Origin of the sequence: Pseudomonas sp. NPDC089407, from assembly GCF_044900445.1 — a bacterium.
Taxonomy (GTDB): domain Bacteria; phylum Pseudomonadota; class Gammaproteobacteria; order Pseudomonadales; family Pseudomonadaceae; genus Aquipseudomonas.
Genome location: NZ_JBJDNB010000008.1, coordinates 82,138 through 104,258, shown reverse-complemented (window position 1 = coordinate 104,258; position 22,121 = coordinate 82,138). Strand labels below are relative to the sequence as shown.

Genomic DNA, 22,121 nt, shown 5'->3' with positions numbered 1-22,121 from the left:
TTGTCATGGGCGGGCCAGTGGGGGAGAACGACGCAAACGGCCAAAAGGGGATCGATGTGGCCAAGGTCATTGGCCGGGTTGGGGTGGCTTGCACCGGCCTCTTCGCGGGTAAACCCGCGCCTACAAGGGACCGCTATCGTTGTAGGAGCGGGTTTATCGAGGCGTCGAACCGCCGCGAAGAGGCCGGAACAGGTCAACCGCGAAAATGGCTGGGCGCCACACCACTCCAACGCTGAAAGGCATGCCGAAAGCTGGCCGTCTCGCTGAACCCCAGAGTCTCGGCAATCCGGTAGATCGGCATTTGCTCATCGGCCAGCAATTGCTTGGCCCGCTCGAACCGCAGTTCGTCCAGCAGCTGTTGATAACTGCTGCCCAGCGCCTGCAAATGCCGGCGTAATGTGCGCGATGAGCAGTTCATCTGCCGTGCCAGCCCATCCAGGCCGGGTGCAGCGTCCAGTTGCTGCGTCAGCAACTGGCGAATCCGCCCCAGCCAGGCCTGGCGACCCGTGAATTCCAGGTTCAGGCGCCGGCAGCGTTCGTTCATGGCCTTGTGGGTAATCGGGTCAGCCAGTGGCAGCGGCATGTCCAACCAGCGCTTTTCGAAAGCAAAGGCATTGTCCTCGGCAGCAAAAACGATCGGGCACTGGAATGCACCGGCATAGCGCGCGTGGTAACCAGGGCGGGCGTGCTCGAAGCGCGCGCCCAGCAGCGGCAACGGGCGGCCGAGCAGGTCGTCGCAGATGACTTTCAGCGACACCAGGCAGAACTCGGCATTGAATGCGCTCAGTGCCGGGCTGTCGTGGTAATCGCTGGCGCTGAACCATACGCGCTGGCCATCGTCGCGCAAACCTAGCTTGAAGACTGTTCCCAGCAGTGCCGGATACTGCAACGCCAGGCGCAAGGCGTCACCCAAAGTGGCACTGGAGAGCAACGCGTAACCGAGCATGCCGTAGCACGACACATGCATGCGCTGGCCCAGTTCCAGCCCGATGTCCTCGCGTCGGGCCACGGCGTTGGCGCACACCTGCAGTTCCTGCTGGGTGGTGATGCGCGCATCGGCATGCCCCAGGTCGGCCGGGCCGATGCCGCTGCCGGCCAGCAGCGCCGAAGCCTCGCAACCGTCTGCCTGGAAGACGTTGAGGATCAGCGATACCGCGTTGAGGGTGGTCAGGTGGCTGTGCAGCATGCTGGGTAATCCCGTGGGCCTGGGACGCATTATGGAGCAAGTTGTGTGCCGTTACCCGGTGGGGCCACTGTACGGCCCGTGTGGGAGCGGCCTTGTGCCGCGAAAGGGCTGCGCAGCAGCCCCAAAATCCCTCAGGCATAAAAAAAGGCCCGAACCATTGGCTCGGGCCTTGAAAGGTTGAGAGGTGTCTAGTCCCTTAACCTGGTGAGACAGTTTGCAGCAGCCGGGTTACGCCTTCAGCGGCACCAGACGTGGAGCGATCATGTTTTCCGGACGCAGGATGTCGTTGAGCATCTCTTCGTCCAGCAGCTTCTCCTCGCGCACCAGTTCCAGCACACCGCGGCCGGTTTCCAAGGCGACGCGGGCGATACGGGTGGCGTTTTCGTAGCCGATGTAAGGGTTCAGGGCGGTGACCAGGCCGATCGAGTGCTCGACCAGTTCACGGCAGCGCTGTTCGTTGGCGGTGATGCCAACGATGCAGTGCTCGCGCAGCATGTCCATGGCGCGTTGCAGCAGGCGGATCGAGTCGAAGATCTTGTAGGCGATCAGCGGCTCCATCACGTTCAGCTGCAGCTGGCCACCTTCGGCAGCGACGGTCAGGGCCAGGTCGTTGCCCATGATGGCGAAGGCCACCTGATTGACGGCTTCCGGAATAACCGGGTTGACCTTGCCTGGCATGATCGAGCTACCTGGCTGACGCGCTGGCAGGTTGATCTCGTTGATGCCAGTACGCGGGCCGCTGGACAGCAGGCGCAGGTCGTTGCAGATCTTCGACAGCTTGACCGCGGTACGCTTGAGCATGCCGGAGAACAGCACGAAGGCGCCCATGTCGGAGGTGGCTTCGATCAGGTCGGCAGCCGGTACCAGCGGCTGGCCGCTGATGATTGCCAGGCGCTGTACGGCCAGGGCCTGGTAGCCAGGGTCGGCGTTGATGCCGGTGCCGATGGCGGTACCGCCCAGGTTGATTTCGGTCAGCAGTTCCGGGGCCAGCGAGCGCAGGCGCTGCAGGTCTTCGGTCATGGTGGTGGCGAAGGCGCGGAATTCCTGGCCCAGGGTCATCGGCACGGCGTCCTGCAGCTGGGTACGGCCCATCTTCAGTACGTGGTCGAACTCTTTACCCTTGGCAGCGAAGGCCTGGATCAGGCTGTCGAGGCTGGCCAGCAGGGCGTCGTGGCCCAGCAGCAGGCCCAGGCGGATAGCCGTCGGGTAGGCGTCGTTGGTGGACTGCGCCATGTTCACATCGTTGTTCGGGTGCAGGTACTGGTACTCACCCTTCTGGTGGCCCATGGCCTCCAGCGCGATGTTGGCGATGACTTCGTTGGCGTTCATGTTGGTGGAGGTACCGGCGCCACCCTGGATCATGTCGACCACGAACTGCTCGTGATAGTCGCCTTTGATCAGTCGGCCGCAAGCAGCGCTGATGGCAGCATGCTTGGCATCGCTCAGGTGCCCCAGCTCCCGGTTGGCGTCAGCAGCAGCCTGCTTGACCATCGCCAGGCCGACTACCAGTTTCGGGTAGTGCGACAGCGGAACGCCAGAGAGGTGGAAGTTGTTGGCAGCGCGCAGGGTCTGGATGCCGTAGTAGGCATCAGCAGGAACTTCAAGGGTACCCAACAGATCTTTTTCGACGCGGAACGATGCAGCGGAGGACATGATGTATATCATCTCGATTTTGACCCGGCACATGCCGGAATGGCGCCAATCCTAGGCCTGAAGGTGATTTTGCGGCCAATGCTGTTGCACGCTAACCTATGCACAAACGGCATAGTGTTTCATGTGACGCCAATTGACATTCGAGCGTGTTCCATTTTGGTGCATGCGGGGAGATGTGCTTCGTGAACCTTGAAAGCAAATGGCTGGAAGACTTCAGCGCACTGGCCGCTACCCGCAGTTTTTCCCAAGCGGCAGAGCGGCGTTTCGTTACCCAACCGGCCTTCAGCCGGCGTATTCGCAGCCTTGAAGCGGCTTTGGGCCTGCAATTGGTGAACCGTTCCCGCACACCGATCGAATTGACCGAGGCCGGGCAGCTGTTTCTCGTAACGGCGCGCACTGTTGTCGACCAGTTGGGCGAAATTCTCCGCCATTTGCATCACCTTGAGGGTGGCCAGGGCGAGGTGGTGCAGGTAGCGGCGGCGCACTCCCTGGCGTCAGGCTTTTTCCCGCGTTGGGTAGCGCAGTTGCGCAACGACGGTTTGAACATCGCTACCCGCCTGGTTGCGACTAACGTAGGGGATGCCGTACATGCATTACGCGAAGGTGGCTGCGACCTGATGCTGGCGTTCTACGACCCCGATGCTGCCCTGCAGATGGATGCCGAGATCTTCCCGTCGCTGCACATGGGCAACACCGAAATGCTGCCGGTGTGCGCCGTGGATGCCGAGGGCAAGCCCTTGTTCGACCTGGAAGGCGAGGGCAGTGTGCCGCTGCTGGCGTATTCCGCAGGCGCCTTCCTCGGCCGCTCGGTCAACTTGCTGCTGCGCCAGCGCAACCTGCGCTATACCACTGTCTATGAAACGGCCATGGCCGACAGCCTCAAGAGCATGGCGCTGGAGGGTATGGGCATCGCCTGGGTGCCGCGGCTGTCGATGCGTGGCGAGCTGGAGCGCGGCGAACTGGCGATCTGTGGCGGCAGCCAGTGGCACGTGCCGCTGGAAATCCGCCTGTACCGCTGCGCGTTGGTGCGCAAGGCCAACGTCAGGCTGCTATGGCGCAAGCTCGAGGGTGCTGCCGCGGTTGACCCGAAAGTCAGCCAAAGCCCCGAAAAATAAGGCCCGACAGTTGGTCGCCGGGGTGCCTTAAACGCACCACCTTACGGTATACTGCGCGGCCTTTCGACCGGATGCGTCCGGTCCTGATCAGCAAACAAGCCACGCCGGCCGTCCCGCGTGGCTTGTTGTTTTTTGACGCGCCCACGGGCGCACAAGCGAAGAGGCTCGACGATGAGTGCACTGGTTGGCGTGATCATGGGCTCCAAGTCCGATTGGTCCACCCTTAGCCACACCGCCGATATGCTGGAAAAACTCGGCATTCCCTACGAAGTGAAGGTGGTTTCCGCCCACCGCACCCCGGATCTGCTGTTCCAGTATGCCGAGGAGGCCGAGGGCCGTGGCATCGAGGTGATCATCGCCGGTGCCGGTGGCGCTGCCCACCTGCCAGGCATGTGCGCCGCCAAGACCCATCTGCCGGTGCTCGGCGTGCCGGTACAGTCGTCGATGCTGTCGGGCGTCGATTCGCTGCTGTCGATCGTGCAAATGCCAGCGGGCGTGCCGGTTGCCACCCTGGCCATCGGCCGTGCCGGTGCGGTCAACGCTGCGCTGCTGTCGGCCAGCATCCTTGGCGCCAAGTACCCGCAGTACCACGCGGCACTGAAGCAGTTCCGCACGGAACAGACCGACACCGTGCTGGACAACCCAGACCCGCGTCAGGCTTGAGGCTCAACCCATGAAGATCGGTGTAATCGGTGGCGGCCAGCTGGGCCGCATGCTGGCCCTGGCGGGCACCCCGCTGGGCATGAACTTCGCTTTCCTCGACCCGGCGCCGGATGCCTGCGCCGCGCCCCTGGGCGAGCACCTGCGTGCCGACTATGGCGACCAGGACCACCTGCGTCAGCTGGCTGACGAAGTCGACCTGGTCACTTTCGAGTTCGAGAGCGTGCCGGCCGAGACCGTGGCCTTCCTCTCGCAGTTCGTGCCGGTGTACCCCAGCGCCGAAGCGCTGCGCATCGCCCGTGACCGCCTGTTCGAAAAGAGCATGTTCCGCGATCTGGGTATTCCTACCCCGGCCTTCGCCGACATCCTCTCGCAGGCCGACCTGGACGCGGCAGTGGCCAGCATCGGCCTGCCGGCCGTGCTGAAAACCCGCACCCTGGGTTACGACGGCAAGGGTCAGAAGGTGCTGCGCACGCCAGAAGACGTGGTCGGTACCTTCGCCGAACTGGGCAGCGTGCCATGCCTGCTGGAAGGCTTTGTGCCGTTCACCGGTGAAGTGTCGCTGGTGGCCGTGCGTGCCCGTGATGGCGAAACCCGCTTCTACCCGCTGGTGCACAACACCCACGAGAGCGGCATCCTGAAACTGTCGGTGGCCAGCGCGGCGCACCCGCTGCAAGGCCTGGCCGAAGACTACGTCAGCCGTGTGCTCAAGCAGCTGGACTACGTCGGCGTAATGGCCTTCGAGTTCTTCGAGGTCGACGGCGGCCTGAAGGCCAACGAAATCGCCCCGCGCGTGCACAACTCCGGGCACTGGACCATCGAAGGTGCCGAGTGCAGCCAGTTCGAGAACCACTTGCGCGCCGTTGCCGGCCTGCCGCTGGGCTCGACCGCCAAGGTGGGCGAGAGCGCGATGCTCAACTTTATCGGTGAAGTGCCGGCCGTGGACAAGGTTGTCGCCATCGATGGCTGCCACCTGCATCATTACGGCAAAGCCTTCAAGGTCGGCCGCAAGGTTGGCCACGCCACCCTGCGCTGCCACGACATGGCTACCCTCGAGCGCAAGATTGCCGAAGTAGAGGCTCTGATCAGCAACTGATCGAACTTCTGCCCGCGGCTTGCCCTCTGAAATGGCAACATGCCAAAGCGCTGTCTAGGCTTTGGCTTGTTCCATCTTCACTGCAGAGGGATTGCCATGGGCATCATCGGAACCATTTTCATCGGCCTCATCGTCGGCTTGCTGGCCCGCTTCATCAAACCGGGCGACGACAGCATGGGCTGGATCATGACCATCCTGCTGGGTATCGCCGGCTCCCTGTTGGCCACCTATGGCGGCCAGGCCCTGGGCATTTACCAGGCTGGGCAAGCGGCGGGCTTCATTGGCGCGCTGGTCGGTGCCGTGATACTGCTGGTGATCTACGGATTCATCAAGAAACGCTGAATACTGGTTAGAATGCCCGGCAATTCATTCGAGTTGCCGAGCATTGCCATGCGTGCCTTTTTCCTCGTTCCCCTGTTTTTGGCCAGCACCCTGGCCCATGCCGAACTGCCCGAAACCGACTGGCTGGAGCTGATGCCCAAGTCGGACCAGAAAGCGCTTGAGCAAATGCCCGAAATTGACCACAACTCGCCAGAGGCCATGGGCACCTTTACTGCCAAGGGCGGCATGAAGCAGAGCAAGGGCCTGCCGGCGGTGATGTACTCGACCAAGACCGTGGCGGCCATGAACGGCAAGGACATCCGCCTGGGTGGCTACCCGGTGCCGCTGGAGAGCGATGCCAAGGGCAACAGCACACTGTTCTTCCTGGTGCCGTACCCGGGCGCCTGCATCCACGTGCCACCACCGCCGCCGAACCAGCTGGTGCTGGTGCGCTACCCCAAAGGCCTGAAGATCGACGACATCTACACACCGCTGTGGGTCAGCGGCACGCTGAAGGTGGAGAAGGTCAGCAACGATGTGGCTGATGCAGCCTATGCGCTGGATGCGGGGAAGGTGAGGGTGGTGGAGGACGCTGATCTCTGATTCCTTGAATTGGGGCTGCTTTGCAGCCCATCGCGACACAAGGCCGCTCCTACAAGGGCACGCGGTCGCCTGTAGGAGCGGCCTTGTGTCGCGAAAGGACCGCGCAGCGGTCCCGGGTGCCTCAGCTCAAAGCGCTTCGCTAGCCACCACCACGCCCAGCGAATGACTGGCCCCAGGCTTCAACTCCACCAGGTCATCCCACACATTCGCCGTCTCGATGCACAGCATCCGCTGCCAGCCATCATCTGCCATGTCCGCCAACTCCCTGGCCCGCTCAGTCCAGGGGTTCCAGATCACCGCCGAACGCGAGCCGCTGCTGGTCAGGGTTATCCGCCGGTTCCAGTGCGGGTCGACAATACTCAGCTGCGGCGGGGTGGCCAGGTAGATCCGGTCAGTCTCCCCGGCAAATTCAAGCGCCCCCTGCTGCTGGCGCTGCTCCCAGTCAGCTAGGGTCTCGATATAGCTCAGCCCCTCGACCCCTTCGACCCGCGCCTGTCGCACATCGCTGACCGCAAAGTAGCTGTGCAGGGCCTGGCTGATGGTCACTGGGCTATTGCCCATGTTACGGCTTGTCAGTGTCAGCTTCAGGTCTGTGCCCAGCTCCACGACCAGCTTCAGTTCCACATCATGCGGCCAGCCGGGCAAATCGCCCTGCGCTTCAGGCAGTTCGAACTCGATCCGCAGGCGCTCGCCCACTTCTTCGATTCCCAGCAACTGCCAGTCGCGTGCACGCGCAAGCCCGTGGGCAGGCGCCTGCTCACCTTGGTACATGGCCTGCACGGCCTCTGGATTGCGCTGCAAGTTGCCAAACCACGGCCAGCACACCGGCACCCCGGCGCGTACCGACTTGCCCTTGCTGAAGATGGCCTGGTCGCTCAGCCACAGCAGCGGCGGTTCACCGACCCGCTGGTAGCTGAGAATCTGCGCGCCCTGCTGGGCGATCAGCAGTTCGGCGTGGTCGCTGCTGATACGCCAGCAGTTGAGTTCGCCATGTTGCTCGGTTACGACCTGAAAGGTAGCCATTGCACTCGTCTCATTGATTGCCAGTGGGCCTTGGACCCGGGCACATGCAATGAGTTTACCGCCAGCCAGGCTTAGCGACGAGGCACGGAGCGGGTGCGGCCACTGCCGTCGATGGCAACGAAGACGAACACCGCTTCGGTCACTTTGCGCCATTCGCTGGACAGCGGGTCATCGCTCCACACTTCGACCATCATCTGGATCGAGCTGCGGCCAATTTCCAGGGTCTGGGTATAGAACGACAGCTGCGCGCCTACCGCGACCGGTACCAGGAAGGCCATGCGGTCGATGGCCACGGTGGCCACACGGCCGCCGGCAACACGGCTGGCCATGGCGGTGCCGGCCAGGTCCATCTGGGCAACCAGCCAGCCGCCGAAAATGTCGCCAAAGCCGTTGGTTTCGCGCGGCAGCGCGGTGATCTGCAAGGCCAGGTCGCCTTGCGGGATAGGATCTTCTTGTTCGAGCTCAATCATGCGATGGGGCCTCTGACCCGTGACGCTTTCGTTGGTGTGGCGCAAAGGCCGGGTAAACGATTCAGCTTGAAACATACTACGCCGATTTCGTTTCACTGGGCGGCCGTACGGAAACTCTGCGAAACCGCCTGACAATAAAGACCGGCGTTTTCGCACAACATCCCACGTAAGGGGCAACCTTTTCCTACGATTTGCCAGTATATAGAGCATAACGGCCAGCGACGACCGCGCATTCATGAATATCCGCTTGGTTTTTGTATCGCTTTCGGCCGGGCTCGGCAATTTGCTATCTTCGCCTGTCTCCCAATCCAGAAGCCGCGTGCCAAGCGGCCTGCATGCCCTACAAAGAGAACAACGAGCGATGACTTCCGTGCCGAGCAGTATCGAGCAGCCCTCGCGGCCGCTGACCCGCAGTGACTACAAGACCCTTTCACTGTCCGCTCTGGGCGGCGCGCTGGAGTTCTACGACTTCATCATCTTCGTGTTCTTCGCCACGGTGGTCGGCAAGCTGTTCTTCCCGGCCGACATGCCCGAGTGGCTACGGCTGATGCAAACCTTCGGCATCTTTGCCGCCGGCTACCTGGCGCGGCCGCTGGGCGGCATCATCATGGCCCACTTCGGCGACCTGCTCGGGCGCAAGAAAATGTTCACCCTGAGCATCTTCATGATGGCCTTGCCGACGCTGATCATGGGCCTGCTGCCGACGTATGCACAGATCGGCATGTGGGCGCCGGTGCTGTTGCTGCTGATGCGCGTGATCCAGGGTGCGGCGATCGGTGGCGAGGTACCGGGCGCCTGGGTGTTCGTCTCCGAGCATGTGCCAGAGCGCAACACCGGCTACGCCTGCGGCACCCTGACGGCGGGCCTGACTGCCGGCATTCTGCTGGGCTCGCTGGTGGCCACGCTGATCAACAGCGTGTACAGCGCCGAGGAAGTGGCCGACTACGCCTGGCGTATCCCGTTCCTGCTCGGCGGCGTATTCGGCCTGTTCTCGGTGTACCTGCGCCGTTGGCTGCACGAGACCCCGGTGTTCGCCGAAATGCAGCAGCGCAAGGCGCTGGCCGAAGAGCTGCCGCTGCGCGCCGTGCTGCGTGACCATCGCAGCGCGATCATCCTGTCGATGCTGCTGACCTGGATGCTGTCAGCCGCCATCGTGGTGGTTATCCTGATGACTCCGGCGTTGCTGCAGAGCATCTACCACATCAGCCCGATCGACTCGCTCAAGGCCAACAGCATGGCCATCGTACTGCTCAGCTTCGGCTGCATCGGCGCTGGCAGCCTGGCCGACCGCTTTGGTGCGGGCCGGGTGTTCGTGATCGGCAGCCTGCTGCTGCTGGCCAGCTCCTGGGCCTTCTACCACAGCCTGCCAACCCACCCCGAGCTGCTGTTCCCGCTGTATGCCGTGACCGGCTTGTGCGTGGGCGTGATCGGCGCGGTGCCTTATGTGATGGTCAAGGCGTTCCCGGCGGTGGTGCGGTTTAGTGGGCTGTCGTTCTCCTACAACGTCGCCTACGCCATCTTCGGCGGGTTGACGCCGATGGTGGTGACCGCACTGCTGAAGGTGAGCCCGATGGCGCCTGCCTATTATGTGGCGGGGCTGTGTGCCGTTGGTCTGGCGGTGGGGCTGTACCTGCTCGCCAATAAGCGCTGATCTGCGCTACGGCTGCTCGCCTCTTCGCGGGCACGCCCGCTCCCACAGGTACACTGCTGGCCCTGTGGGAAAGGCTGTCTCGATCAAAATCTCAAAGATTGTGCAGCCTCTGTGGGAGCGGGTTTACCCGCGAAGAGGCCGCGCCTGCCGTGCGCCTCTTTTGAACGTTGGAGGCCGCTCGCTTCTTCACACATGAAACATGCGGAAAGAACTGAACAGCAACAGATGAATATGTAACGCAGTCGTCAACCGCTAGATCGTCAGCCTGAGCCATACAGAGAAGGAGAATCTGTATGGCCCAAAACACACTTCATGACAGCTCCACGGGTGATGTCGTTATCACCCCAGGCCCCACCGGTTCCAGTAGCGGCGGGGGCGGCTTTTTCAGCATTGGCGGTGGCGGTGGCTTCGGTGGCGGCTTTGGCGGTTCCAGCCGACGTCGCCGGAAAAAGCGTGCCGGGGCACGAGCTGCTGCTCTGGCGCAAGCCAGGGCTGCGGAGCAGGCACGCCAGGCGGCGGCAGCCAAGGCTCATGCCGAAATGCTCGCAGCAGTGCACCGGCAACAGGTCGAAGCCCACAGCCAGGCGCGCGAGGTTCGACGTGCACAACTCGATGTGCACTTCGCCGGCCAGGCACAGGGCCTGGCACAGGCCCTTCAGCAAGAGATCGAGGCGGCGCGCAAGCGGCCAGAGTATGACGGCAGTGAGCGTTGGCAGCTCTACCAGATCACCAAAGCACGAAACGAAACCAATGGGCTCATAGCTGCCAAGCAGCTTGAACTGGCGCGCCGTCAGGCACTGGTTACGGCTTTTGCAGGCCACGACATGGCGGCAAACGCCTACGCCGCACGTTTGGCGGGGTTGGCTACGGCGCAGCAGATGCAGCAACTGCATCAGGCTTGGGAAGGTGCCTATGTGGCAGCCTCCGAGGCTCGTTTACTGCAAGAGGCCATTACTCAGCTGTCGCAGCGTGCAGCTGCGCTGGTGGTCGAGCATGCCGAGCAGGAACAGCTGTGGATCGCCAAGGAGGCCGAGTGGGAGCGCCAGCGGCAGTACGCTGAGCTGCGCGAGTCCAGAATCCGTTACAAGCAACAGCTGGATGAAGATCGACGCCTGTTGCGGCTGAGGGAGGCCGCTACGCTGAGCGTGCCGGTTGCGGCGGCATCGGCTGGGGGCGTGTTGCTTGGCCAGGCAGGGGCTCAGGTTGCGGCCGAACTGGCAACGGCTATCGAGCAGGCAATTGCCAATGCGGCCAAGGAAGTGCTGAGGGTTGCAGCTATCCGCCTTGGTCAGGCGGTCAGCCTCTCGGCTACCGCCATGCTGTACTCGCCTGCGCTGGGCAACGGCGAGCTGACCGAAGCCCAGCGCAGGCGACACTTTGACGGCCTGGGGGTGCGTGCAGATCTGCTGGGCATTGCGCCAGGGCAGGACCTTCAGGCTATCGCCGATGCAGGTGGGGCGGCCCTTGTGGGCCAGCGCATCAAGATCGAACATTTGCCGGGTGGCAGTGCAATCGCGGTGGCTGCCACAGGTGCTGGAGTCGCCCCTGAAGTCAGGGTCAGGAATGCTGTTTTTGACCCCATCACCGACAGCTACCGGGTCGAGGCGCAGACGCCCGACAGTAAAACCATCGTTCTGGGCAACGCTGCTGCTGTGTCGGCAAGCCCAGCCAACGGCCGGATGCTTGCGCTTGAACCACAAGCTGAAGAGGTCGGTGCTGGTGTCGACCTTCGCTTCGATGACTGCATCGTCTGCATCCCAGGCCAACTGCCCCAATACTTTTCGTTCGCCGTGTCGCCGGCGGGCACCGGTGTGGTCGGCGGTAGTGGTCAGGTGGCTGGTGCTGACTGGTGGCCAGCGAAGGAGGCTATTGCTGGCCTGGCAATCCCGGCACAGGTCGGCAACCAGCTACGCGGCCGCCTGTTTACTGGCATGCCGGATTTCGAGAGCGCGGTATGGCGGACCATTGCAGCGGAGCAGGAGCTATTCAGGCAATTCGATGAGGTGAACCAGCGTCGAATCTTCAGGGGCTTTCCACCGGTGGCCCCGAGAGCAAGCTGGAGTGGTGCGCGACACGCGTTCGAATTGCGTCATGCGGGGGCTGCAGGTGAAGGTTCCGGTTTATATAACCTTGATCAATTGAGCATCCACGTCCCAGCGGACACTCAGGGCGTGTTGCCGGAAGTGCAGCCATACGCGCCCTGGTTCGCTGCCAGTGTGGCCTTGGCATTCGACGCAGCCCCTGTCCAGGGCCAACCCTCGCACAACTGGACCCCGTTAGTGGCGCCTGGTGCGGAACTGCTTGGCCCGACGCGCTTGCCAGAGGCGCCACAACAGCCGGGGATTCTGCCAGGGACAACCACCGATCCGGTGAAACCAAGTCTTGAAATACTTCCCGGCGAGAACCCGGGCGAAACTGGGGCCATAATTCCTGGATTCGGTGGAGACGTGGACCTGCCTGAGCCGGGGCTGGTCAATAATGAGCCGGCGGAGCCTTTGGAGGTCGGAGAGTACAAGGACTTGAGTCGACGAAGTATCAATGACCTCATGGACGTGGACCATATAGTTTCCCGAAGGGCGTATCAAATTTTTTTTGATAAATAGTTATTCAAAACTGACCGCCCGTGAAATTAAAGATTTACTGGAGGCAGCGCCCAGCATCGTGATACCGGCAGAGGTTCATCGGAAGTTTAGCGAGACCTACGGAGGAAGAAACTCCGCGGCAAGGCAGAATAGGGATGCGTCCAACCTTCGTGAGGCGGTTAATAGTAACGTAAACGCTCTGAAGCCTGGGTTGCTTGAGTATGGATTTTCTGATGAGGAAATTGAGGTGGTCCGGCAGAAACTGCATGATCTTCATACAGAAAAAGGTATGTATTAATGGATTCACATGCGCTCGATAGATACTTGAGTTCATTGGGTCGCTGTTATAATGATCTGGTACTAGAAGATCTTGCAGTCCCAGAGAAATTAGTAGAGATCTTCTCTGGCTCCTTTACGATGGTTTATGAACCAGAGCCCGGATTGGAGCTGGAATTTTGGGCTGAAACCCAAAAATTTGAAAAGCTTCACTTTGCACTTAAGAAAACCACACCTTCATCTGTTCTCTACAAAGGTAAACTTGATGAACCTTATGAGAAATGCAGAACTCGGGAATTAGTGTTGCAGTCATTCGGCAGCCCAATAAGCTCTAAAGGCAAATTTAAAATGCCTTTGCCGATGGGGGAAGTCGGAGGATGGGATACTTTTGATTTGGGTCCTCTTGGCTATGCAGAGCGCCAGGTTACGTTTAAGTATGATTCTAAAATGTACGTATCCGGCGTGACCTTTTCTCTAAAGCTAACGGGTTTTGACAAAATGCGTATTGAAGAGCTCGGTTTGTAACGGCTCCTGTTGAATACTGTTTTAAAAGGTGAAGGCATGGAGCTAAAATCCAGCTTGAGTGATTATGTTGAGCGAGAGTTTCTTGACTTGGTTGAGCATATTTGGAATGTCGAAACTGACAAGCGCTCCCATGATGAACTGATCAGCCACTTTGATCAGATAGTCGGCCACCCCGCCGGCAGCGACCTGTTGTTCTACTCAGGTACTGAATCATTCGGTGCAGTCAACTCTCCAGGCTATGTAGTGGCGACGATAAAGTCATGGCATCAGCGCAACGGCCGGGTAGCCTTCAAGGGGCAGACCTTGCAGCCGCCACGGCTTCGCCGATCGCCTGCGCGCGAGCTGCGGGCCAGCCAGTCTTCCACTCGCAACCTGGAGAAAGTGCGCAAGTTGGTGGCAGAAATCCAGGCGGCCGAGCAGCGGTTAGCGCACCACGAGATCTCTCTCGGCCACCCAGCATCAGCTACCTGCACATGCCCAATGTGCCTATCATAGAGCGCTTTACGGACCTGAGGCAGGTTCGGTTCGATGACTATATCGTGGTGTTTCCGCCGCAGTCCGGCCTGGCGCCGTTGTACGTCATGTTCAGGGATCGCCGCGAGCTTTAGAACCGGCAGGTCACCCGCAATATAAAGCCAGGCCATCCCGGATAACCGGTGATGGCCTTTCATCCATTTGTCACAATCGAGTCATATCCTATTCATGCGGCCTGCAGATACTTGGCCCCGTTCCATCCAACACCCCAATATTCCTGCTAGGAGCAAGGCATGAAACTGAAGCGTTTGATGGCGGCCCTCACCTTTGCCGCCGCTGGCGTTGCAACCGCCAACGCGGTAGCCGCTGTCGATCCTGCGATCCCGACCTACACCAAGACCACCGGTGTTTCGGGCAACCTCTCCAGCGTAGGCTCCGACACCCTGGCGAACCTGATGACGCTGTGGGCCGAGGCCTACAAGAAGGAATATCCGAACGTAAACATCCAGATTCAGGCGGCCGGTTCCTCCACCGCGCCACCCGCGCTGACCGAAGGCACCGCCAACCTCGGCCCGATGAGCCGCAAGATGAAGGACGTCGAGCTGCAGGCCTTCGAGCAGAAGTACGGCTACAAGCCGACCGCCATCCCGGTTGCCGTCGACGCCCTGGCTGTGTTCGTGCACAAGGACAACCCGATCAAGGGCCTGACCATGGCTCAGGTCGACGCCATCTTCTCCTCCACCCGCCTGTGCGGTGGCAAGGCCGAGATCAAGACCTGGGGTGACGTCGGTGTGACCGGCGACCTGGCCAACAAGCCAATCCAGCTGTTCGGCCGTAACTCGGTATCGGGCACCTACGGCTATTTCAAGGAAGAGGCTCTGTGCAAAGGCGACTTCAAGCCTAACGTCAACGAACAGCCTGGCTCGGCTTCGGTCGTGCAGTCGATCAGCTCCTCGCTGAACGGCATCGGCTACTCGGGCATTGGTTACAAGACCGCCAGCGTCAAGACCGTAGCCCTGGCCAAGAAAGAAGGCGGCGAGTTCGTTGAAGACAACGAAGCCAACGCCCTGAACGGTAGCTACCCGCTGTCGCGCTTCCTGTATGTGTACGTGAACAAGGCGCCGAACAAGCCTCTGGCCCCGCTGGAAGCCGAGTTCGTCAAGCTGGTGCTGTCGCAAGCTGGCCAGCAGGTCGTGGTGAAGGATGGTTACATCCCGCTGCCGGCCAAAGTCGTCGACAAGACCCTGGCTGACCTGGGCCTGTCGCACGCCGGTAACGTTGCAAAGAAGTAAGTAACTGAAGATGAGGCCGGTGCCACTGCCCGGCCTCTTCCATGAATTCCCGGTCCGAAGCCAGGTATCCTGTGCGGCGGGCTTTCGCGCGTCACCACTTTGTAATGTTTTTGTCACACGGGACCGCTAGGGTGTGCGCATGAATGATCTGGCCAATTCCAACATGACCCAAAACTCCCAGCCCGTGCGTATTGACTTCAATACGCCCGAGCTGCAACGCAAGCGCCGCATGCGTGCGCTCAAGGACCGCCTGACCCGCTGGTATGTGCTGGTGGGCGGGCTTGCCGTATTGGCTGCCATCACCCTGATCTTCTTCTACCTGGCCTATGTGGTGCTACCACTCTTCCAGGGCGCCGAGCTGACCAGCAAGAAAACCCTGGAACCGACCTGGCTGCAGCAGGACGCCGGCAAGCCGCTGATGATCGCGCTGGAAGAGCAGAACCTGGTGGGCATGCGGGTTTCGGACAAGGGCCAGGCATTATTCTTCGATACCAAGAGCGGCAACGAGATCAAGCGCGTCGACCTGCCCGTGCCTGCAGGCACCCAGGTTACGTCGATCGGTGCCGATCAGCCGGGCAGCCCGTTGGTGGTGCTGGGCTTGTCCAACGGCCAGGCGCTGGTGTTCCACCACACCTACAAGATCACCTACCCGGACAACAAGAAAACCATCACCGCCGGCATCGACTACCCGTACGGCGAACAACCGTTCGCGCTCGACGAGCAGGGGCGCGCGCTGGATCACGTCAGCATTAATGTCAATGGCGACACCCTGGTGCTGGCCGGCTCCACCGGTGCGCAACTGCAGGTACTGGCGCTGACCCGCAGCGAAAACATGATGACCGAAGAGGTCACCACCGAGCAGAACCGCATCGTCCTTCCGCAAATGACCGAGGTCGTGAAGAACATCTTCATCGATCCGCGTCAGCAGTGGCTCTACGTGATCAACGGCCGCGCCACGGCCGATGTATTCAGCCTGCGCGACAAGAGCCTCAATGGCCGCTACAAGCTGTCCGAAAGCGCCGACACCGAAGTGACCGCCACCGGCCAGTTGGTCGGCGGCATTTCGCTGATCATCGGCGACTCCAAGGGTGGCCTGGCTCAGTGGTTCATGGCCCGCGACCCCGATGGCGAATCGCGCTTCAAGCAGATCCGCACCTTCCAGATGGGCAAGGCGCCGATCGTGCAGATCGATGCCGAAGAGCGCCGCAAGGGCTTCATCGCCCTCGACGCCGAAGGCAAGCTGGGCGTATTCCACAGCACCGCGCACCGCACCCTGTTGGTCGAGCCTGCCGCCGAAGGCCCGGGCATCCTGGCCCTGTCGCCACGCGCCAACCGCATCATCATCGAACAAGGCGGCAAGCTCTTGCCGCTGAGCCTGCGCAACCCGCACCCGGAAATTTCCTTTAGCGCGCTGTGGGGCAAGGTCTGGTACGAGAACTACGACGCGCCGAAATACGTCTGGCAATCGACCGCTTCCAACACCGACTTCGAGCCCAAGCTGAGCCTGTCGCCGCTGACCTTCGGCACCCTCAAGGCCGCCTTCTACGCAATGATCCTGGCGGCACCGCTGGCCATTGCCGCTGCTATCTACACCGCTTACTTCATGGCCCCGGGCATGCGCCGCAAGGTCAAGCCGGTGATCGAACTGATGGAAGCGATGCCGACAGTGATCCTCGGCTTCTTTGCCGGCCTGTTCCTCGCCCCGTACCTGGAAGGCCACCTGCCGGGTGTGTTCAGCCTGTTCCTGCTGATGCCATTCGGCATCCTGCTGGCCGGCTTCGCCTGGACCCGCCTGCCTGAGTCTATCCGCCTGCGGGTGCCGGACGGCTGGGAAGCGGCGATCCTGATCCCGGTCATCCTGTTTACCGGCTGGTTTGCCCTGACCATGAGCCCGCACCTGGAAAGCTGGTTCTTTGGCGGCGACATGCGCCTGTGGATCACCAACGACTTAGGGATAACCTACGACCAGCGCAACGCCCTGGTGGTGGGTATCGCCATGGGGTTCGCGGTCATCCCGAATATCTACTCCATCGCCGAAGACGCCGTTTTCAGCGTGCCGCGCAGCCTCACACTGGGCTCGCTGGCGCTGGGTGCGACGCCCTGGCAGACCCTCACCCGCGTGGTCATCCTTACTGCTAGCCCCGGTATCTTCTCGGCGCTGATGATCGGCATGGGCCGCGCGGTGGGCGAGACCATGATCGTGTTGATGGCCACCGGCAACACCCCGGTGATGGAGATGAACCTGTTCGAGGGCATGCGCACGCTGGCCGCTAACGTGGCCGTGGAAATGCCCGAATCGGAAGTCGGCGGCAGCCACTATCGCGTGCTGTTCCTGGCCGCGCTGGTGCTGCTGATGTTCACCTTCGTCATGAACACCTTGGCCGAGCTGATTCGCCAGCGTCTGCGCAAGAAATACTCGTCGCTTTGATAGAAAGGTAGCGATCCGTGAAAAAGGATTCCCTCAAAGGCTGGTTCAAGAGCGGCGCCCCAGGTGTCTGGATGAGCGGCGGCGCGGTGGCCATGGCGGTGATCATGACCGTCGGCCTGCTGGCGGTCATTGCCGTGCGCGGCCTGGGCCACTTCTGGCCGGCCGACCTGGTCCAGGCCACCTACAAGGTGCCGGGCCAGGCTGACCACGTGGTTATCGGCGAAGTGGTGCAAAAGGAAGAAGTCCCACGCGCCCGTCTGAAAGGTGCCGGCCTGCCGGTACCGGACCAAGGCCCGGAGTTCATGACCCGCGAGCTGATCAAGGTGGGTAACCGCGACCTCAATGGCAGCGATTTCACCTGGGTGGTCGGCGACTGGCTGGTCGACGAGCAGCGACCGGCCGACCTGATCGCCCTGGAGCGGCGTGAGTGGGGCAACTTTTATGGCTATCTGGTCAGCGTCAAGGAGCAAGGCCGCGTGGTCGCAGAAGGCCCTGCCGCCTGGAACGAGCTGCAGGCCCGCCTCAAGCGTGCCAACCAGCTCAACAGCGAGCTGCAGCAACTGGAGAAGAAGGACATCGGTGCCATCAACCATGGTCTCGAACGCCTGCGTCTGGAAGCCCGCAAGCTGGAGCTGCACGGCAAGCTGGACGCCGCCGCCCAGGCCGACATGGACGCCGACCGCGCCGAGCTGAACAGCCGCTACAAGGCTATCGAAGATCGCCTCAGCGGCCTGCACCAGGCCTTCGCCCGCGACAGCCTGGTGGCGCGCGATGGTAATGGCCGTGAAGTGGAAATCAACCTGAGCAAGGTGGTGCACGCCATCCAGCCGAACGGCATGTCGGCGTTCACCAAGCTGGGCACCTACTTCGCCAAGGTCTGGGAGTTCCTCAGTGACGACCCGCGTGAAGCCAACACCGAGGGCGGTATCTTCCCGGCCATTTTCGGTACCGTGATGATGACCCTGATCATGGCCGTGATCGTCACCCCGTTCGGTGTGCTGGCGGCCGTGTACCTGCGCGAATACGCACGGCAAGGCCCGGTGACCCGGTTGATCCGCATTGCCGTGAACAACCTGGCCGGCGTACCGGCGATTGTCTACGGCGTGTTTGGCCTGGGCTTCTTCGTCTACGTGCTGGGCGGCTCGATCGACCGGCTGTTCTTCCCCGAAGCCCTGCCGGCGCCGACCCTGGGTACACCGGGCCTGCTGTGGGCCTCGCTGACCCTGGCGCTGCTGGCAGTGCCGGTGGTGATCGTGGCTACCGAAGAAGGCCTGGCACGGATCCCGCGCACCGTGCGCGAAGGCTCGCTGGCACTGGGCGCGACCAAGGCCGAGACGCTGTGGAAGATCGTCTTGCCCATGGCCAGCCCGGCGATGATGACCGGCATGATCCTCGCCGTGGCTCGCGCCGCCGGTGAAGTGGCGCCGCTGATGCTGGTGGGGGTGGTGAAGCTGGCGCCGTCGCTGCCGGTGGACGGCAACTACCCGTACCTGCACCTGGACCAGAAGATCATGCACCTGGGCTTCCACATCTATGACGTCGGCTTCCAGAGCCCCAACGTCGAAGCCGCGCGGCCGCTGGTGTACGCCACGGCGTTGTTGCTGGTGCTGGTGATCGCGACCCTCAACCTGTCGGCGGTGTGGATCCGTAACCACCTGCGCGAGAAGTACAAGGCGCTGGACAGCTGATTGAAGCTTTAAGCCACAAGCGGCAAGCTCCAAGCAGATTGCCGCTTTGCCCAAACTTGCAGCTTGCAGCTCGAAGCTGGCAGCTACAAACGGAGTCAACCATGCAGAACGAATCCCACACCCACGGCATCGACATGTCTGCCCTGGGCCGCAGCAAGCAAAGCCTGCGCCTGGCCGAAGAAACCGTGGCCATCGAAGTGCCGGGCCTGAGCCTGTTCTATGGCGACAAGCAAGCCCTGTTCGACGTCAGCATGAACATCCCCAAGCAGCGCGTGACCGCCTTCATCGGCCCGTCCGGCTGCGGCAAGTCGACCCTGCTGCGCACCTTCAACCGCATGAACGACCTGGTTGACGGTTGCCGCGTGGAAGGCGCCATCAACCTGTACGGCAACAACATCTACCGCAAGGGCGAAGACGTGGCCGAGCTGCGCCGCCGCGTGGGCATGGTGTTCCAGAAGCCTAACCCGTTCCCCAAGACCATCTACGAGAACGTGGTCTACGGCCTGCGTATCCAGGGCATCAACAAGAAGCGCGTGCTTGACGAAGCGGTCGAGTGGGCGCTGAAGGGCGCGGCGCTGTGGGACGAGGTCAAGGACCGCCTGCACGAATCGGCACTGGGCCTGTCCGGTGGCCAGCAGCAGCGTCTGGTCATCGCCCGCACCATCGCCGTGGAGCCGGAAGTGCTGTTGCTCGACGAACCGTGCTCGGCGCTGGACCCGATCTCGACCCTGAAGGTCGAAGAACTGATCTACGAATTGAAATCCAAGTACACCATCGTCATCGTGACCCACAACATGCAGCAGGCGGCCCGTGTTTCGGACTACACCGCGTTCATGTACATGGGCAAACTGGTCGAATTCGGTGATACCGACACCCTGTTCACCAACCCGGCGAAGAAGCAGACCGAAGACTACATCACCGGTCGCTACGGCTAAGAGCGCCTTTGGCGCAGCTGCAAGCTTTGAGCTGCAAGCTGCAAGATAAAGCGGTTAGCGCGGAGCCAGGGAACGACACGAACCACTTGAAGCTTGCAGCTTGAAGCTAGCAACTTCGCGGAGCGACAGCATGATCAACAAAGAAAGCCTTACCCACCACATTTCCCAGCAGTTCAACGCCGAGCTGGAAGAGGTGCGCAGCCACCTGCTGGCCATGGGCGGGCTGGTGGAAAAGCAGGTCAATGATGCGGTTACCGCCCTGATCGAAGCCGACTCGGGCCTTGCCCAGCAAGTGCGCGAGGTTGACGAACAGATCAACCAGATGGAGCGCAACATCGACGAAGAGTGCCTGCGCATTCTCGCCCGTCGCCAACCCGCGGCTTCCGACCTGCGCCTGATCATCAGCATCTCCAAGTCGGTGATCGACCTGGAGCGCATTGGTGACGAGTCGACCAAGATCGCCCGCCGCGCCATCCAGCTGTGCGAAGAGGGCGAGTCGCCACGCGGCTATGTGGAGGTACGCCACATCGGTGACCAGGTTCGCAACATGGTTCGCGATGCGCTGGACGCCTTTGCCCGCTTCGACGCCGACCTGGCGCTGTCGGTGGCCCAGTACGACAAGACCATCGACCGCGAATACAAGACCGCCTTGCGCGAGCTGGTGACCTACATGATGGAAGACCCGCGCTCGATCTCGCGGGTACTCAGCGTAATCTGGGTGCTGCGCTCGCTGGAGCGGATTGGCGACCATGCACGCAACATCTCCGAGCTGGTGATCTACCTGGTGCGCGGCACCGACGTGCGCCACATGGGCCTCAAGCGCATGACCGCAGAAGTGCAGGGCACTGCCATCGCTGACGGCGAAAAGGCTAATGTTCCGGGCGAATCTGACGATAAGTAAGGTTGCTCCCGAGCATCGACGCCCGGCCTTGGCCGGGCGTTTTCGTTTGTGGTCGAGAGCCGGCAGGCACCCGCGAACGATGTGATGAAGTCCCGGCGTGACCAGGTTGTAGCAAGTGGCCAGTATTTGGCAGTAGGCTAGTCGGGTTCAGAAGGAGTATCGATGAGTAAAGTGAATGTGCTGGTCGTGGATGACGCGCCGTTTATCCGTGACCTGGTCCGCAAGTGCCTGCGCAATGCCTTCCCGGGCATGGCGATCGACGATGCGGTCAACGGCCGCAAGGCCATGGCCATGCTCGGTAAGGAAGCGTTCGATCTGGTGCTGTGCGACTGGGAGATGCCGGAGATGTCCGGCCTGGAATTGCTCACCTGGTGCCGCCAGCAGCCTGCGCTGAAGAACCTGCAGTTCATCATGGTGACCAGCCGTGGCGACAAGGAAAACGTCATTCAGGCGATCCAGGCGGGCGTTTCCGACTTTGTCGGCAAGCCGTTCACCAACGAGCAGTTGCTGACCAAGGTGAAAAAGGCCCTGACCAAGATCGGCAAGCTCGACAGCCTGATGGCCATCCCGGCGCGGGCCAATTCGGCGTTCGCTAATGACTCACTGAACGCGCTGACTGCCGGTAAGCCGGAAGCGGTCAAGGTTGCAGCGCCTGCACCCGCGCCGGCCAGGCCCCAGGTTACTGCCCCGGCCGCCGCCGCCGCCGCGCCGAGCGGCCGTGGTCAGGGCCAGTTGCGCCTGGCCAGCGGCATGCAGCCGTGCGTGATCAAGGCGTTGAGCCTGAAAGAAGCGCTGCTGGTGGTGCGCCGCGGCGAAGTACTGCCGCAGGTGCTGGAAGGCGCGGTGCTGGACCTGGAGCAGGGCGAGACCGCCGAAGTCGCCCGCCTGAACGGCTACCTGCACGCCATCGCGGCCCTGGAGCCCAAGCCGGACAGCGACTGGTTGCAGCTGACGTTCAAGTTCGTCGACCAGGACGCGCAGAAGCTCGACTACCTGTCGCGGCTGATTGCTCGTGGGACCGCGCAGAAGCATTTCACGCCGGGTGCTTGAGTAACGGCTACTGGCCTCATCGCTGGCAAGCCAGCTCCCACAGGTACAGCGCCGACCTCGGCCCTTGTACGCATCCTGTGGGAGCTGGCTTGCCGGCGATGAGGCCAGGCCTGCAATTGCCATCCGACCAACTGCAATACCCGCCACAAAACCCGCTGCTAGGCTTCGACAGATAACAACTGTCAAAAAGCC

At 61.7% G+C, this 22,121-nt stretch carries 20 protein-coding genes; 16 read left to right on the top strand and 4 right to left on the bottom strand.

Annotated features, from left to right (window positions below; translation table 11 throughout):
* Positions 1–193: 193 nt before the first annotated feature.
* Both ACI2KG_RS08685 and aspA read right to left on the bottom strand, forming a co-directional pair.
* Positions 194–1,186, bottom strand: coding sequence for an AraC family transcriptional regulator (locus ACI2KG_RS08685; RefSeq protein ID WP_404661591.1), 993 nt, complete (start codon positions 1,184–1,186; stop codon positions 194–196).
* 228 nt (positions 1,187–1,414) lie between these two features.
* Positions 1,415–2,839, bottom strand: a complete 1,425-nt coding sequence (aspA, locus tag ACI2KG_RS08680) for an aspartate ammonia-lyase (RefSeq protein ID WP_201199541.1) — start codon at positions 2,837–2,839, stop codon at positions 1,415–1,417.
* 182 nt (positions 2,840–3,021) lie between these two features.
* Here aspA and ACI2KG_RS08675 point away from each other — a divergent pair, with 182 nt between their 5' ends.
* The 5 genes from ACI2KG_RS08675 to ACI2KG_RS08655 all read left to right on the top strand — a co-directional run bounded on the left by ACI2KG_RS08675 (position 3,022) and on the right by ACI2KG_RS08655 (position 6,634).
* Complete coding sequence (locus tag ACI2KG_RS08675; protein ID WP_400612911.1) at positions 3,022–3,954, top strand: LysR substrate-binding domain-containing protein; 933 nt, start codon at positions 3,022–3,024, stop codon at positions 3,952–3,954.
* 171 nt (positions 3,955–4,125) lie between these two features.
* Entirely contained in the window at positions 4,126–4,617 is a 492-nt protein-coding gene (purE, locus tag ACI2KG_RS08670; protein ID WP_003253304.1) for a 5-(carboxyamino)imidazole ribonucleotide mutase, read from the top strand.
* A 10-nt stretch (positions 4,618–4,627) separates the two neighbouring features.
* The gene (locus ACI2KG_RS08665; RefSeq protein ID WP_404661590.1) at positions 4,628–5,710 is read left to right on the top strand and encodes a 5-(carboxyamino)imidazole ribonucleotide synthase; all 1,083 of its coding nucleotides are present in this window, start codon (positions 4,628–4,630) and stop codon (positions 5,708–5,710) included.
* Positions 5,711–5,806: 96 nt separating this feature from the next.
* Positions 5,807–6,052 (top strand): GlsB/YeaQ/YmgE family stress response membrane protein, encoded by a 246-nt coding sequence (locus tag ACI2KG_RS08660; protein ID WP_201199533.1) that lies wholly within the window; start codon positions 5,807–5,809, stop codon positions 6,050–6,052.
* A 48-nt stretch (positions 6,053–6,100) separates the two neighbouring features.
* Positions 6,101–6,634, top strand: a complete 534-nt coding sequence (locus ACI2KG_RS08655; protein ID WP_404661589.1) for a DUF3299 domain-containing protein — start codon at positions 6,101–6,103, stop codon at positions 6,632–6,634.
* Between the two features lie 126 nt (positions 6,635–6,760).
* On the opposite strand, the gene ACI2KG_RS08650 is transcribed toward ACI2KG_RS08655, so the two are convergent.
* Together ACI2KG_RS08650 and ACI2KG_RS08645 are read right to left on the bottom strand one after the other, a co-directional pair.
* Positions 6,761–7,657 (bottom strand): D-hexose-6-phosphate mutarotase, encoded by an 897-nt coding sequence (locus tag ACI2KG_RS08650; RefSeq protein ID WP_404661588.1) that lies wholly within the window; start codon positions 7,655–7,657, stop codon positions 6,761–6,763.
* Between the two features lie 71 nt (positions 7,658–7,728).
* On the bottom strand, positions 7,729–8,127 hold the full coding sequence (locus tag ACI2KG_RS08645; protein ID WP_003253317.1) for an acyl-CoA thioesterase: 399 nt from the start codon (positions 8,125–8,127) through the stop codon (positions 7,729–7,731).
* A gap of 361 nt (positions 8,128–8,488) precedes the next feature.
* On the opposite strand from ACI2KG_RS08645, the gene ACI2KG_RS08640 reads away from it, so the two are divergent.
* The 11 genes from ACI2KG_RS08640 to ACI2KG_RS08590 all read left to right on the top strand — a co-directional run bounded on the left by ACI2KG_RS08640 (position 8,489) and on the right by ACI2KG_RS08590 (position 21,929).
* On the top strand, positions 8,489–9,778 hold the full coding sequence (locus ACI2KG_RS08640) for an MFS transporter (RefSeq protein WP_404661587.1): 1,290 nt from the start codon (positions 8,489–8,491) through the stop codon (positions 9,776–9,778).
* Between the two features lie 293 nt (positions 9,779–10,071).
* Positions 10,072–12,381, top strand: coding sequence for an S-type pyocin domain-containing protein (locus ACI2KG_RS08635; RefSeq protein WP_404661586.1), 2,310 nt, complete (start codon positions 10,072–10,074; stop codon positions 12,379–12,381).
* 276 nt (positions 12,382–12,657) lie between these two features.
* Entirely contained in the window at positions 12,658–13,161 is a 504-nt protein-coding gene (locus ACI2KG_RS08630; protein ID WP_404661585.1) for a DUF6392 family protein, read from the top strand.
* A gap of 36 nt (positions 13,162–13,197) precedes the next feature.
* The gene (locus tag ACI2KG_RS08625; protein ID WP_404661584.1) at positions 13,198–13,656 is read left to right on the top strand and encodes a bacteriocin immunity protein; all 459 of its coding nucleotides are present in this window, start codon (positions 13,198–13,200) and stop codon (positions 13,654–13,656) included.
* Entirely contained in the window at positions 13,620–13,769 is a 150-nt protein-coding gene (locus ACI2KG_RS08620; RefSeq protein ID WP_404661636.1) for an S-type pyocin domain-containing protein, read from the top strand. Before ACI2KG_RS08625 ends, ACI2KG_RS08620 begins: the two co-directional genes overlap by 37 nt.
* Positions 13,770–13,928: 159 nt before the next feature.
* On the top strand, positions 13,929–14,927 hold the full coding sequence (locus ACI2KG_RS08615; protein ID WP_404661583.1) for a phosphate ABC transporter substrate-binding protein PstS: 999 nt from the start codon (positions 13,929–13,931) through the stop codon (positions 14,925–14,927).
* Positions 14,928–15,066: 139 nt separating this feature from the next.
* The gene (locus tag ACI2KG_RS08610) at positions 15,067–17,355 is read left to right on the top strand and encodes a phosphate ABC transporter permease (protein WP_404661581.1); all 2,289 of its coding nucleotides are present in this window, start codon (positions 15,067–15,069) and stop codon (positions 17,353–17,355) included.
* Between the two features lie 71 nt (positions 17,356–17,426).
* On the top strand, positions 17,427–19,043 hold the full coding sequence (gene pstA, locus ACI2KG_RS08605; RefSeq protein ID WP_404661635.1) for a phosphate ABC transporter permease PstA: 1,617 nt from the start codon (positions 17,427–17,429) through the stop codon (positions 19,041–19,043).
* 101 nt (positions 19,044–19,144) lie between these two features.
* Positions 19,145–19,978, top strand: a complete 834-nt coding sequence (gene pstB / locus ACI2KG_RS08600; RefSeq protein ID WP_201199512.1) for a phosphate ABC transporter ATP-binding protein PstB — start codon at positions 19,145–19,147, stop codon at positions 19,976–19,978.
* Positions 19,979–20,108: 130 nt separating this feature from the next.
* On the top strand, positions 20,109–20,879 hold the full coding sequence (gene phoU / locus ACI2KG_RS08595) for a phosphate signaling complex protein PhoU (protein ID WP_400612893.1): 771 nt from the start codon (positions 20,109–20,111) through the stop codon (positions 20,877–20,879).
* A 162-nt stretch (positions 20,880–21,041) separates the two neighbouring features.
* Positions 21,042–21,929, top strand: coding sequence for a response regulator (locus ACI2KG_RS08590; RefSeq protein ID WP_404661579.1), 888 nt, complete (start codon positions 21,042–21,044; stop codon positions 21,927–21,929).
* Positions 21,930–22,121 lie beyond the last annotated feature (192 nt).

Bases quoted from the DNA above. Each gene is read 5' to 3' on its own strand.
- ACI2KG_RS08610 (WP_404661581.1), top strand. From the start codon at position 15,067: ATGAATGATCTGGCCAATTCCAACATGACCCAAAACTCCCAGCCCGTG.
- ACI2KG_RS08640 (WP_404661587.1), top strand. From the start codon at position 8,489: ATGACTTCCGTGCCGAGCAGTATCGAGCAGCCCTCGCGGCCGCTGACC.
- ACI2KG_RS08665 (WP_404661590.1), top strand. From the start codon at position 4,628: ATGAAGATCGGTGTAATCGGTGGCGGCCAGCTGGGCCGCATGCTGGCC.
- ACI2KG_RS08630 (WP_404661585.1), top strand. From the start codon at position 12,658: ATGGATTCACATGCGCTCGATAGATACTTGAGTTCATTGGGTCGCTGT.
- ACI2KG_RS08685 (WP_404661591.1), bottom strand. From the start codon at position 1,186: ATGCTGCACAGCCACCTGACCACCCTCAACGCGGTATCGCTGATCCTC.
- ACI2KG_RS08625 (WP_404661584.1), top strand. From the start codon at position 13,198: ATGGAGCTAAAATCCAGCTTGAGTGATTATGTTGAGCGAGAGTTTCTT.
- ACI2KG_RS08650 (WP_404661588.1), bottom strand. From the start codon at position 7,657: ATGGCTACCTTTCAGGTCGTAACCGAGCAACATGGCGAACTCAACTGC.
- purE (WP_003253304.1), top strand. From the start codon at position 4,126: ATGAGTGCACTGGTTGGCGTGATCATGGGCTCCAAGTCCGATTGGTCC.
- ACI2KG_RS08635 (WP_404661586.1), top strand. From the start codon at position 10,072: ATGGCCCAAAACACACTTCATGACAGCTCCACGGGTGATGTCGTTATC.
- pstA (WP_404661635.1), top strand. From the start codon at position 17,427: ATGAGCGGCGGCGCGGTGGCCATGGCGGTGATCATGACCGTCGGCCTG.
- ACI2KG_RS08615 (WP_404661583.1), top strand. From the start codon at position 13,929: ATGAAACTGAAGCGTTTGATGGCGGCCCTCACCTTTGCCGCCGCTGGC.
- ACI2KG_RS08590 (WP_404661579.1), top strand. From the start codon at position 21,042: ATGAGTAAAGTGAATGTGCTGGTCGTGGATGACGCGCCGTTTATCCGT.
- ACI2KG_RS08660 (WP_201199533.1), top strand. From the start codon at position 5,807: ATGGGCATCATCGGAACCATTTTCATCGGCCTCATCGTCGGCTTGCTG.
- pstB (WP_201199512.1), top strand. From the start codon at position 19,145: ATGCAGAACGAATCCCACACCCACGGCATCGACATGTCTGCCCTGGGC.
- aspA (WP_201199541.1), bottom strand. From the start codon at position 2,839: ATGTCCTCCGCTGCATCGTTCCGCGTCGAAAAAGATCTGTTGGGTACC.
- phoU (WP_400612893.1), top strand. From the start codon at position 20,109: ATGATCAACAAAGAAAGCCTTACCCACCACATTTCCCAGCAGTTCAAC.
- ACI2KG_RS08655 (WP_404661589.1), top strand. From the start codon at position 6,101: ATGCGTGCCTTTTTCCTCGTTCCCCTGTTTTTGGCCAGCACCCTGGCC.
- ACI2KG_RS08645 (WP_003253317.1), bottom strand. From the start codon at position 8,127: ATGATTGAGCTCGAACAAGAAGATCCTATCCCGCAAGGCGACCTGGCC.